11 protein-coding genes are annotated in these 12,372 nt (G+C 63.1%); all 11 read left to right on the top strand.

The features are described from left to right. Positions 1-19 precede the first annotated feature (19 nt). The 11 genes from NKH03_RS13345 to NKH03_RS13295 all read left to right on the top strand — a co-directional run bounded on the left by NKH03_RS13345 (position 20) and on the right by NKH03_RS13295 (position 12,264). Complete coding sequence (locus NKH03_RS13345; protein WP_352968714.1) at positions 20-1,051, top strand: sugar ABC transporter substrate-binding protein; 1,032 nt, start codon at positions 20-22, stop codon at positions 1,049-1,051. A gap of 71 nt (positions 1,052-1,122) precedes the next feature. After that, positions 1,123-2,106 carry an ABC transporter permease gene (locus tag NKH03_RS13340; protein ID WP_352968713.1) on the top strand — a complete coding sequence of 328 codons (984 nt, stop codon included), beginning with the start codon at positions 1,123-1,125 and terminating at the stop codon, positions 2,104-2,106. Continuing rightward, a complete protein-coding gene (locus tag NKH03_RS13335) occupies positions 2,096-3,628 on the top strand; it encodes a sugar ABC transporter ATP-binding protein (protein WP_352968712.1) in 1,533 nt (510 codons plus the stop codon). Before NKH03_RS13340 ends, NKH03_RS13335 begins: the two co-directional genes overlap by 11 nt. 45 nt (positions 3,629-3,673) lie before the next feature. Then, on the top strand, positions 3,674-4,669 hold the full coding sequence (locus NKH03_RS13330; protein WP_352968711.1) for an ABC transporter permease: 996 nt from the start codon (positions 3,674-3,676) through the stop codon (positions 4,667-4,669). A 1-nt stretch (position 4,670) separates the two neighbouring features. Then, positions 4,671-5,456, top strand: a complete 786-nt coding sequence (locus tag NKH03_RS13325) for an SDR family NAD(P)-dependent oxidoreductase (protein ID WP_352968710.1) — start codon at positions 4,671-4,673, stop codon at positions 5,454-5,456. Between the two features lie 21 nt (positions 5,457-5,477). Next, the gene (locus NKH03_RS13320; protein WP_352968709.1) at positions 5,478-6,683 is read left to right on the top strand and encodes a CaiB/BaiF CoA transferase family protein; all 1,206 of its coding nucleotides are present in this window, start codon (positions 5,478-5,480) and stop codon (positions 6,681-6,683) included. Between the two features lie 2 nt (positions 6,684-6,685). After that, complete coding sequence (locus tag NKH03_RS13315; protein WP_352968708.1) at positions 6,686-7,474, top strand: enoyl-CoA hydratase/isomerase family protein; 789 nt, start codon at positions 6,686-6,688, stop codon at positions 7,472-7,474. Further along, positions 7,471-8,487, top strand: a complete 1,017-nt coding sequence (locus tag NKH03_RS13310; RefSeq protein ID WP_352968707.1) for a hypothetical protein — start codon at positions 7,471-7,473, stop codon at positions 8,485-8,487. Before NKH03_RS13315 ends, NKH03_RS13310 begins: the two co-directional genes overlap by 4 nt. Beyond that, positions 8,484-10,271, top strand: a complete 1,788-nt coding sequence (locus NKH03_RS13305) for a CoA-transferase (protein WP_352968706.1) — start codon at positions 8,484-8,486, stop codon at positions 10,269-10,271. The genes NKH03_RS13310 and NKH03_RS13305 overlap by 4 nt, the downstream gene beginning before the upstream one ends. Positions 10,272-10,278: 7 nt before the next feature. Beyond that, positions 10,279-11,142: an SMP-30/gluconolactonase/LRE family protein gene (locus tag NKH03_RS13300; protein ID WP_352968705.1), complete on the top strand. Its 864-nt coding sequence runs from the start codon at positions 10,279-10,281 to the stop codon at positions 11,140-11,142. Between the two features lie 195 nt (positions 11,143-11,337). Beyond that, on the top strand, positions 11,338-12,264 hold the full coding sequence (locus NKH03_RS13295; RefSeq protein WP_352879435.1) for an ArsR/SmtB family transcription factor: 927 nt from the start codon (positions 11,338-11,340) through the stop codon (positions 12,262-12,264). Positions 12,265-12,372 lie beyond the last annotated feature (108 nt).

Genomic DNA, 12,372 nt, shown 5'->3' with positions numbered 1-12,372 from the left:
ATAAACCTGGGAGAAGAAAATGCACTGGTCCAAGTCAATCCTGTTTGCGTCCGCGGCCGCGCTGGCCTTGAGCGCGGCGGCTGCATATGCCGAGAACATGCCCAAGCGCATCGGCTACGTCACCAACTACGCCACCCATGAATGGTACCAGAACGTCATCAAGGGCATGAAGGCTCACGGGAAGGAACTCGGCATCGAGGTCGAGGTGCAGGACGCCAATCTCGACATATCCAAGCAGGTCGCCGCGGCCGAAGACTTCATCGCCAAGGGCGTCGATGTGCTGATCATCACGCCGGTGAATGAAGAAGGTGTGGTGCCGCTGCTGCGTCAGGCCAAAGCCGCCAACATTCCGGTTGTGCTCGAGGGCAATCCGGTCAAGGGCATGACCACGATGGTCGCCATCTGCGATTATGACACCGGCTATTTCTCCGGGGTCGAGGCCGGCAAATATGCCAAGGAAAAGCTCGGCGGCGTTGCCAAGGTGATGAATGTCGGCCTGCCGCTGCTTTCCGCCACGGTGCTGCGCTCGCACGGCTTCATGGACGGGCTGAAGACCGTCATCCCTGACGCGGTCATGATCCACGACCTTGACGGCGGCGGCAATCCGGACCGCGCGCTTGAAGTGTCTTCGGCGGCACTCGCCAAGAACGCCGACATCAACATCATCTACGGCATCAACGACTCGTCGTCGCTGGGCGGCCTGCAAGCCTGGAAAGCGGCCGGCAAGCCGCAGGACGGCCTGTTGACCGTCGGCACCGGCGGCGAGGGGCTTGCCTTCATCAACGCGATGCAGAACGAGCCATCGTATCGTATCGAGGCCGCGATGTTCCCGGAAAAGGAAGGCTTTACCGCCATCGATGCCGCGGTGAAACTGTTCAACAGCGAGGAAGTGCCGGAGCACATCGTCAGCCCGACCGCGCCGATGAACGGCGAGGACTGGAAGAAGTTCTACGACTACGACGGCACCACCCGAACCATCAAATGGGATGCCGTCAACGCACTGCAGCCGCCGGCAAAGTGCATGAAGACCTCCGCCGACCTGAAGAAATAAAGCCGACCGACTTTGCCCTTCCCGCATTGCGGGAAGGGCGCCTGAACCACGGCGGCCCGGAATGGATTGAGATGAGCGAGCTTATACACGCCTCCGCGCCGAAGCGCCTTGTCGGCGGCCAGCTGCTGGGCAGCGGCCAGCTTGTGCTGGGTGTCATCCTGGCTGTGCTGTGCATCGCCATCTCGATCGCGGCGCCGCAATTCTATTCGGAGGCCAACATCATCGCCATTCTGCGCCAATGCGCGCTGGTGCTGATCGTTGCCTCGGGCATGACCATGCTCATCATCACCGCCGAGGTCGATTTGTCGGTCGGCGCTTCACTCGCCTTCGTCGGCTGCATCGGCATGGCGGTGCTCAATTCTACACACAGCCTGACGCTCGGCTTGCTGGCGGCACTTGCCTTTGCCGGCGGGATCGGCCTGTTCAATGGGCTGGTCGTCACCAGGCTCCGGGTCAACTCGCTGATCGCCACCATCGGCACGATGATGATGCTGCAAGGCGGCGTCTATCTGTTCACGCGCGAGGCGGTGCAGAACCACAATCAGCTCGCGAGCTTCACCGATCTCGGCGCCGGCTACGTCGGCGCGGTGCCGGTCCCCGTCATTCTGGCGGCGGTGATCTTCGTGGTTGCCTATGTGACGCTGCGTTTCACCACGCTCGGCCGCTACCTCTATGCCGTTGGCGCCAATGAAAAGGCGGTGCGCCTGTCCGGCCTTCGCTCCGAGCGCCTCAAGCTGTTTGCCTTCGTTCTCACCGGGCTCTGCGTCGGCGTTGCCGGCATGATCCTGTCGTCGCTGATGAATGCCGGCCAGCCGACCGCCGGCCGCGGCTTCGAACTGACGGTCATTGCTGCCGTCATCCTCGGCGGCACCAGCCTGCTCGGCGGCCGTGGATCGCTGTTCGGCACCTTGCTCGGCGTACTGGTGCTGAAGGTGATCGACAACGGCATCATCATTCTCGGCTGGAACCAGGACCTGCAGATGGTCGTGCCGGGCGTCGTCATCATCCTTGCAACCTATCTCGACATCATCCGGAACAGAGCCAATGTCCGTTGATTTCCTTCACCCTGGCGAAGGCGCGGCCATCGACACCAGCGTGCCGGCGCTCGAACTGCGCGGCATCGACAAGCGCTTCCCCGGCGTCGTGGCGCTCGACAATGTCGACTTCAGCCTGGAGCCCGGCAAGATCCATGCCTTGATGGGCGAGAACGGCGCCGGCAAGTCGACGCTGATCAAGATCATGGCTGGTGTCTACGGCAAGGATGCCGGCATCATCCGCATGCGCGGGCGCGAGGTCGACATCAAGTCGCCGCGCGACAGCTTGAAGGAAGGCATCAAGGTCGTGTTTCAGGAGATCGCGCTGATCTCCGAATTCACCGTTGCCGAGAACATCTTCCTGGAAGGCTATCCGACCGGCAGGGCCGGCTCGATCGACTGGAAGAAGATTCGTGCCAATTCTGCCGCGCTGTTCAACCGCATCGGCTTCAACGTCGATCCGGCGGCACGCACGGGATCGCTGCCGGTCAGCCAGCAGCAGATGGTCGAGATCGCCCGTGCGCTCGCCCATGAAGCCCGCGTCGTGGTGATGGACGAACCGACATCCTCGCTGACGCCGAACGAGGTCTCGCTGCTATTCACAGTCATCCGCCGGCTGGCCAGCCTTGGCATCGCGGTGGTCTATGTCAGCCACAAGCTCGACGAGGTTTTCGAGATCGCCGACACGGTGACCGTGCTGCGCGATGGACGCCACATCTCGACTAGGCCGATCGGCGAGCACACCAACGACACGCTCATCCAGGACATGATCGGCCGGCGCATCGACAATCTGTTTCCCCGCCAGCGTGGCGCGGCGGGCAGCAAGGTCGCGCTGTCGGTGGAGAACCTCAGCACGGCGAAGAAGCTGACCGACGTCTCCTTCGAGGCGCGCGCCGGCGAGGTGCTCGGCTTCTTCGGGTTGATGGGCGCGGGCCGCACCGAACTCGCCAAGGCGATCGTCGGCTACGACCCGATCACCGCGGGGACGATCACCGTCGACGGCAGCCGGCTCGCGCCGCACGATACGCGCACCGGCGTCAAGCTCGGCATTGGTCTGCTTACCGAGGACCGCAAGAGCGAAGGGCTGATGGGCGAACTGCCTGTCTACCAGAATGCAAGCCTGGCCTCGCTCGGTGCTTTCGCCCGCCTGGGGTTCGTCGACAAGGCGAAGGAACACGAAGCGGTGCAGGACTATGTCGACCGTTTCCGCATCAAGACGCCCAGCCTGTTCCAGCAGGTGAAGAACCTGTCGGGCGGCAATCAGCAGAAAGTGCTGATCGCGCGTTGGCTGATGCGGGGCCTGAAAGTGATCGTCGTCGACGAGCCGACGCGCGGCATCGATGTCGGTGCCAAGTCGGAAATCTTCGCGCTGATCGACCGGCTCGCCGGCGAGGGCCTGGCGGTGGTCATGATGACGTCCGAGATGCCGGAGCTGCTCGGTCTTGCGGACCGGATCGCGGTGATGTGCGAAGGCCGCCTGACCGTGATTATGTCGCGCGCGGAAGCCACACAGGAGAAGATCCTCAATGCGGCGATCGGGTAAGATGATGACATCCAGCGATCAGCCCCGCCTCGAAGGGAGCATGCGATGAGCTTTGCAGTCACGGCTTCCGCAAAGGCCCAACCCTCCATGTTGGTGCGGCTCGTTGCCCGGCAGGAACTGGCGCTGCTCGTCTGCCTTATCCTGGTGTTGGCGTTCTTTTCCTTCACGGTCGAGAATTTCTTCTCCGTGCGCAATCTGACCAACGTGCTTGGTCAGGCGTCGCTGCCGCTGATCGCCGGCATTGGCTGCGCCATCGTCTTCATTTCCGGCGAGGTCGACATCTCGATCGGCTCGCTGCTCGCGACCATTGCGTTGCCGCTGGTCATCGTCATGAACGACACCAATTCGCTGTGGCTCGGCGTCAGTTGCGCGCTGCTGTTCGGGCTGATCATCGGCGTGGTGAACGGCTATCTCACCGCCTATGCTGGCATCAACTCGCTGATCGTGACCTTGGGCACGATGTTCATCATGCGTGGCGGCGTCTATCTCTACACCGGCCAGCGCGCCATCCCGGACGATGCCAGCCTCGACAGCTTCATCGCTCTGTCGGATGGCCGCCTGTTCAACACCATCCCCTATTCGGCTGTCATCGCCATCATCCTGCTCGCCGCCTTCGCCTACATGATGCGGCATCGGCCGTTCGGACGGCAGATCTATGCCGTCGGCGGCAATCAGGAAGTGGCGCGGCTGGCTGGCTATGACGTGCGGCGCGTCAAGTTCATCTGTTTCATCATCAGCTCACTGCTGGCGACCGTTGCAGGCATTATTCTCGCCGCGCGCGTCGGCTCGGCGCAGCATACGGCGGGGCTCAATTTCGAATTCCAGGTCGTCGCCGCGACGGTGCTCGGTGGGGTCAGCCTTGCCGGCGGCATCGGCAGCCTGACCGGCATGGCGCTGGGCGTGCTGATCCTGCAGTTCCTGTCCAACGGCCTGCGCGGGCTCGGCCTGCCGACCGAATGGCAGCTGGTCATCACCGGCATGATCATCATCGCCGCGGTCGCCTTCGACGAGGCGAAACGCCGGCGCACGAATGGAGGCTGACATGGCTCGTCTCGAAGGGAAAACCGCCGTCATCACCGGTGCCGCCGACGGCATCGGGCACGCGATCGCTGAAGCGATGGCGCGTGAAGGCGCGCATGTCTTCCTCGGCGACATAGCCGACGGCGCGGGCGAGGAATTCGCGACCGCGCTTCGCGCCGCCGGCCGTCAGGCCGATTACGTGCATTGCGATGTCTCTCAAGAGGCCGACATCGCCGGCCTCATCGACAGCGCTGTCACCAGGACTGGGCACCTCGACGTCCTGGTCAACAATGCCGCCATCGCCATTGGCGGCATGCCGGTGCACGAGATGACCGATGAGCAATGGCACCGGCTGATCGCGGTCAACCTGACCAGCGTGTTTCGCGGCTGCAAATACGCGTTGCCGCACATGATCGCACAGAAGTCCGGCTCGATCATCAACATGGCCTCGGCGCAGGGTCATATCGGCCTCGACGGCTGGACCGCCTATGCCGGCGCCAAGGGCGCGGTGATGGCGATGACGCGCCAGATGGCGGTCGAGTTTGGGCCGGTGAACATCCGCGTCAATTCGATCTCGCCGGGCACCATCAACACGCCGATGAACGACAGGCTGATCAAGGAGATCGGCGGCAACTTGGCCAAGGCCTGGGTCAAGATGCATCCGCTCGGCCGCATCGGCGAACCTTCCGAAGTGGCCGAGGCCGCCATCTATCTCGCCTCCGATGCCGCGGGCTTCACCACGGGCACCGATCTGCGTGTGGATGGCGGGCTGACCGCCGCACCGCGCTACGTTCCCGAACTGCTTTGAAAACACGAAACGAGACATGAAATGAACAAGGCCCTCGAAGGCGTCCGCATCCTCGATTTCAGCCATTTGCTGCAGGGGCCGTTCGCCACGCAGCTGCTCGGCGACATGGGCGCCGATGTCATCAAGGTCGAGCGCGCCGGCGCCGGCGACATGTTCCGCGGCATGACCTTCTTCGCAAAATGGGTGGGCGGCTCCGAGAGCCCGAATTTCCTCGCCTGGAACCGCAACAAACGCTCGATTGCCCTCAACCTGAAGAGCCGCAAGGTGCACGCCATCATCATGGAGATGGCCAAGAGCGCCGATGTGGTGGTGCAGAATTTCCGCCCCGGCGTGCTGGCCAAGCTCGACTATGGCTATGAGGACTTCAAGGCCGTCAATCCGCGCATCATCTATTGTTCGGGTTCCGGCTATGGTGAGGAAGGCCCCTATGTCGAGCGCCCCGGCCAGGACATGCTGATCCAGGGGCTTGCCGGGTTGATTGCCAACACCGGCCGCGGCGATCAGGCGCCGGTTCCGGCCGGCGCCGGACTCGCCGACCAGATCGGCGCCATGAACATGGTCTACGGCATCCTGTCGGCGCTTTATTATCGCGAGAAGACCGGCAAAGGCCAAAAGATCGAGGTCAATCTGCTGGCCGGCCTGCTGGCGCATCTCAATCAGGAATATGTCGCCGTGCTCAACCTCGGTGAGGATTTCGTGCGGCCCAATTCCGGAATCGGCCATCCCGGCATGCAGGCGCCGTTCGGCATCTACGAAGCGAAGGACGGCGGCTACATCTCGATCGCGATGAGCCCGTTCAAGACGCTTTACGAGGTGCTGGAGGCGCCGCAGCTTGCCGTCTATGACGATTTGAAAACCCTGTTCGACAAGCGCGACGAGGTGTTCGAGAAGGTCAACGCGGAGACGAAGAAATTCGCTACGCAGGATCTGCTGGCACGGCTGCTGGCGGCCGACATCTGGTGCGCCGAGGTGAAGGATATCCGCAGTGCGGCAGAGGACCCGCAGGTCAAGCATATGGGCATGATCACCAGTTATGATCATCCGCGCGGCGGCAAGGTGCGGGTGGTGGCACCCGCGGTCAAGATGAGCGAGACCCCCGCGACCATCGATCGGCCGGCGCCGCTGGTCGGCCAGCATGGCCGCGAGATCCTGGCCGAGTTCGGCGTCTCCAAGGAGGAAATCGCAGCATTGGAGGCGTCCGGCGACATGACCGTGGACGCGGCCTGACAATGCGCGTCTACCAGACACTCACGGTCGAAATCCTGGGCCGCGTCGCGGTCGTCACCTTCCGCCGCGCCGACCAGCTCAACGCCATGAACCGGATGATGCAAGGCGAGATCACCGACGCCTTCGAGGCCCTGTCAGGCGATGCGGGTGTAGGGGCGATCGTGGTGACCGGCGAAGGTCGCGGCTTCATGGCCGGCGCCGATATCAAGGAATACGCCGCGCAGACCGCCGCCGAGTTCGACACGTTCCAGGCTGCGGGCATGCGCATGTACGCGGCGATCGAGAACAACAGCAAGCCGGTGATCGCGGCGGTCAACGGCTTTGCCTTGGGCGGCGGCATGGAACTGGTGCTGTGTTGCGACATCGTGATCGCCAACCAGTTCGCGAAACTCGGTCTGCCGGAGATCAAGCTGGGGCTGGTTCCCGGCGGTGGCGGCACGCAACGCAGCGTCGCCAAGCTCGGCCGCAACCGTGCCAACCTTCTGCTGATGACCGGTGCCATCGTGCCGGCTTCCGAATTCATCGCTGCCGGCCTGGTCAACGAGGTCGTCGATGTCGACAGGCTGATGCCGCGCGCGCTTGAGCTGGCGCAGATGATCGCCGCCGAACCGGCCGAGGCGATCGAAGGGTTGAAGGCCCTGACGGCGCACGCCGTGTCTGGCAATCTGGCCGATGGCCTCGCCATGGAGCGCGACATGCTGGGTGACCTCTACCGAGGCGAGATCGGCCAGCAGCGCGTCAAGGCGTTTGCCGACAAGAGCGGAGCGCAGGTGAAAAAGGCCGGGCCGTGAGCGTCGATGATGACTATCGTGGGCTGGGTTGGGCGCATGGCGCGCTGACCGTGCAGCGGCTCGGCGCGATGCTGGCGTCCATCACGTTCCTCCTGGCGGACGGCCGGCAAATCTCGCCGATGCACATCGCACCCTGGTCGCACGAGCCGGGGGCGGAAGCCTTGCCGGGCATCCTGCGCCGGTTGCGCGGCGAGTGGCCCTGCGTGCCCTTCGGCTATTCAGTGCCCGCCGGTGGATGGCCCGAGGGCTGGACGCGCGTGATGGGGCCGCCGGAGCTTGACGAAGAAGTCCATGGCCACAGCTCCAACCATGACTGGGCTTGGCGCGACAGCGAGAGCGGGTCGCTGTCGCTGGTACTGGACTATCCCAAAGGGAGTCCTGTCGAGCGTGTCGAACGGACGATTACGCCCGATCAATCGGCGCCGGCCATCGACATTGAATTCAAGATCGCGGTCCGCCGGGCCTGCCGCTTGCCGATCGGCCTGCACCCGGTATTCCGGCTGCCGTTCGAGACAGGCGCCGCCGCGCTCGAGCTCGGCGGTTTCGATGAAGGCCGCACCTATCCACACGACGTGGAACCGGGCGCAGCGCTGTTTGCAAGAACCAAAACCTTCTTCGAACTGAGCGCCGTGCCATCGCGCAGCGGGGGTGCGATCGATGCCTCGCTGCTTCCTCTGGCCGCCGACACGGAGGAGTTGCTGCAGATCGAGGGCGTCGACGGTGTGGCGGCGCTTGCCAACCACGAGGACGGCTACCGGGTAGAGCTCTCCTGGCAGAAGGAGCATTTCCCCAGCCTTCTGCTCTGGTACTCCAATCGCGGCCGCAAGGCGGCTCCCTGGAATGGGCGTCATGTCGCCATCGGCATCGAGCCGATCTGCTCAGCCTTCGGGCTCGGCCCGGCGACCGCGCTGGCTGACAACCCCATCGCCCAATCCGGCATTGCGACGGCACTGGAATTCTCAGCCGAAAAGCCGTTCGTGACCCGCTACCGCATCGAGGCGTCCGCGCTGTGAATGATCGTGCCGCAATGTCCCTGGTCAAGTCGAACCGGCCGCGCTTCACTGAGATCGAAGGGCTGGCCGCGATGGTCCGACAAGGCGACTCGCTTGGCGTCGGCGGTCACCATTTCGCTCGGTTGCCGATTGCATTGCTGCGCGCGATCGCCCATTCGGGCGTCAAGGATTTGCGTTACGTCTGCTGGGCCGGCGGCTTGCCGCTCGAACTGCTGCTCGAAGTGGGGGCGGTGGCGGAGATCGATGTCTGCTTTTCCAGCCTCGACATTTTCGGCCTGCCGCCGCGTTTCCGCGCTGCCGCCGAAACTGGTGCGATACCGGTTCGCGATTGGACAGCGCTGGCCATGATCCAGGCGTTACGGGCAGCGCAGCAGAACCTGCCGTCAATGCCGTTTCAGCTGCCCCTGGGTTCCGACATGCTGGCGCGCGTGCCGGGGGCGAGCGCCGGGCCTGATCCGATCGCCGGGACCGACACCGGTTTCATCCCGCCGCTGCGCCTCGATACGTTCGTCGTCCACGCCCAGCGCGCGGATGAAAGCGGCAATGTGCAGATCGTTGGGCCGCGCGCATTGGACTTCGCCATGGCGGGTGCCGCGCGCAAGGTGCTGGTCACGGTGGAGGAAATCGTCCCGGTTGGGGCGCTGCGGCGGGACGGGCGCCAAAGCATCCTCACTCGCAACCAGGTTTCGGCCATAGCGCTAGCGCCGGGTGGCGCCTGGCCGGCGTCCTGCCTGCCATTCTATGTCACCGATTATCAGGCGCTTGCGCAGGGATTGGCGGCCAGCGAAACGCTCTTGGCGGATAGTTTGCGGCTGCCCTCCGATGGCGTGCCGAAGCCGCTGCAAAAGGCCGCGAAGGTTCGCGCCAAAACGGCCCTCGCAATGCCGGCGCTCGCACATGGTGAGGAGAAAGCATCCATCGACGAGATCATTGCAGGCCGCATCGCCGCCGAACTCGACAATGAGAGTTTTGCCAGCGCCGGCGCTGTCTCGCCGCTGGCCAACGTCGCCTACCGCTTGGCCAAGGCAACGCACGCGCCCGACATGACCATCGCGACGATGAGCTGCGGCCATCTCGACATCGCGCCGAGCCCGATGATCCTGTCGCTGATCGAAAGCCTGGATTGCGAGACTGCGGTAGCGCATGCCGGCGGCGACGACACCTACTCGACCCACTATCAGGCAGGTGCCGTGACGCATGAGATCGTCGGCGCGGCACAAGTCGACCGGCGTGGTCGCGTCAACACCATCGCGCTGCGCAAACCGAGCGGCGGCCTGATCCGGTTGCCAGGGCAAGGCGGCATGGCCGATGTCGCCAACATGCACCGCGACTATTTGCTCTACATTCCACGTCATTCGGTCCAGTCGCTGGTGGACGAGGTGGAGATCGCGAGTTCCGCCCGCGGGCTGCTGACGCCGGCCGAGCGCGAGCCGATGGGCTATCGCACCGGCAAGGCGCTGGTGTTCACCGATCTCTGCGTCTTCCGGCTCGACCGGATATCCCGGGAATTGATCGTCATCGAGACCATGCCAGGCGTCATGCAGCAGCAAATCCGCGACGCCACCGGGTTTGCGGTGACCTTCGACGCCGATTGCCGAGAGGTCCCGTTGCCTTCCAGCGATGCGCTCGCTGTTCTGCGTAATCGCATCGACCCGCTCGGCCTGCGTCGTCTCGAATTTGTCAGCGCCAAGGAGCGCGGTGCGCTGATCGCCGAGATTCTCGCCGCCGACCGCGCGATGGTCGAGCGCTGCATCGTCGCACAGAGATCGTACATCGCAAGCTGAGGACCCCATGGTAAAGCCGTTGCTCGACATGTCCGCGGCGCGCGTTTTCTTCGACGGCATCTTCACCAGCCCTCGCGTCGCGCACCCGGAGGGCGTGGCTGTCCACCGTGACGGGTCGATCTGGTGCGGCACCGAAACCGGTGACCTCCTGCGGCTTGCCGCCGACGGCGGCTCGGTCGAACGCATGGGCGGCACGGATGGCTTCCTGCTTGGCATAGCCTTCGACAGCGCCGGCAACTGTTTTGCCTGCGACCTGAAGCATGCCGCGATCTTTCGCTGGGATGCCGCAACCGCGCGCATGGAACGCTTCGCGTCGTCCGGCATCCGCGTGCCGAATTATCCCATCGTCGACGAGGCGAGGGGCTGGCTCTACGTGTCGGACAGCGTCGGCGAGGACAATCGCTCCGGCATCTTCCGCTACGATCTCAAGACGGGCGAGGGCCGTCTGTGGTGCCAGGAGGCGATGTCCTTCGCCAACGGGATGGCCATGGCGCCGGAGGGGAGCGGGCTTTATGTGGTGGAAAGCAATGCGTCGTGTGTCAGCCACGTGCCGATCCTTGCCGACGGTGCGGCTGGGCCGCGACGGGTCGTTGTCGAAGGCGTGCATAACGTCCCGGATGGCCTAGCCTTCGCTCCGGACGGCTCGTTGTTCATTTCATGTTATGAGCCCAGCCGGATCTATTGCTGGCGCAAGGACCGGGGACTCGAGACACTGATCGAGGATTCGGCCGCGACGACGCTCGCGCATCCCACCAACATCGCATTCAAAGGCAACAAACTTTACGCCGCCAATCTCGGCCGCTGGCACATTACCGAGATCGATTTGACCTTGGTCGGTCGACCGACGCACGGCTTCAAATGCTCGTGGTGACATGTGCAAATTCGATCAGACCTTGTGGGTGGATTGTCGCCAGTACCGCGCGGTCTCCGCGTGCGGCTCGGCATGTTGGTCAGCCCTGCTCCGCGGTTTGAGCAGAAACAGGCCCAGCCAGCGCATTGATTAAATCAGTTATCCCGATATACAAGGTAATTTCGGATATAGATTTCGCACAGGGTTGGCAAATTCATGAGTCGCAATTTTCTTGTGATCGAACCCGAGAAGGACATTGCCGTCCTCAAGGGGCTGGCCTCTTTGGCACGCATCTCCATGCTGAAATTGCTGCATGAGAAGGGGCCGATGAATGTCAATGACATCGCCGCCGTGCTGTCGCTGCCGCAATCGACGGTCTCGACCAATATCCAGGTGCTCGAGGATGCTGGCCTGATCCGCACCGAGAACCAGAAGGCGAAGAAAGGCAGCCAGAAGATCTGTTATCCGACCGCCGAGGAAGTGCTCGTGGTCTTCAAGAGCGAATATCGCGCGGTCAGGAACAACGCGATCGAAGTGTCGATGCCGATCGGGCTTTACACCGGTTTCGAGGTGACGGCGCCCTGCGGCCTGTGTTCTCCGGATGGCATCATCGGTCTGCTCGATGTGCCGAACACGTTCCTCGATCCGGACCGTATGAAAGCCGGGCTGCTGTGGTTCACGCGCGGCTTTGTCGAATATCAGTTCCCCAACAACGCCAAGCTCGCCAACGCCGAGATCACCGAACTCGAAGTGGCAATGGAACTGTCCTCGGAGGTGCCGGGCACCAGCGCCGACTGGCCCTCCGACATCACGTTGACCATCAATGGCGTCGATGTCGGCACCTGGACGTCACCCGGCGATTTCGGCGACAAGCGTGGCGTTTTCACGCCCTCCTGGTGGAAGCTCAAGGGCTCGCAATATGGCAAGCTGAAGAACTGGCGAATTTCCACTGACGGCACCTATGTCGACGGCCTCAGGATTTCCGAAACCAGCCTCTCCGCGCTCGACCTCAAGAGCCATCATTCAATCCGCATCCGTATTGGCGTCAAGGACGACGCCAAGCGTCCCGGTGGGATCAATATTTTCGGCAAGGGGTTTGGAAATTACGACCAGGACATTCTGCTTAGGATCAAAACCGGTTGATATCATCAAACCGGGTTTTGAAATAACTAAGCAATTTCAATGGCATGAAATCACTTATTGCCGAAATCATAGTTCAATTGTCAGACTTTTGCCTATTTTGACTTGACG

Source organism: Mesorhizobium sp. M1406 (assembly GCF_040317555.1).
GTDB lineage: Bacteria > Pseudomonadota > Alphaproteobacteria > Rhizobiales > Rhizobiaceae > Mesorhizobium.
The sequence above is the reverse complement of the archived record's forward strand: the minus strand, read 5'-3'. Positions and strand labels throughout refer to the sequence as shown.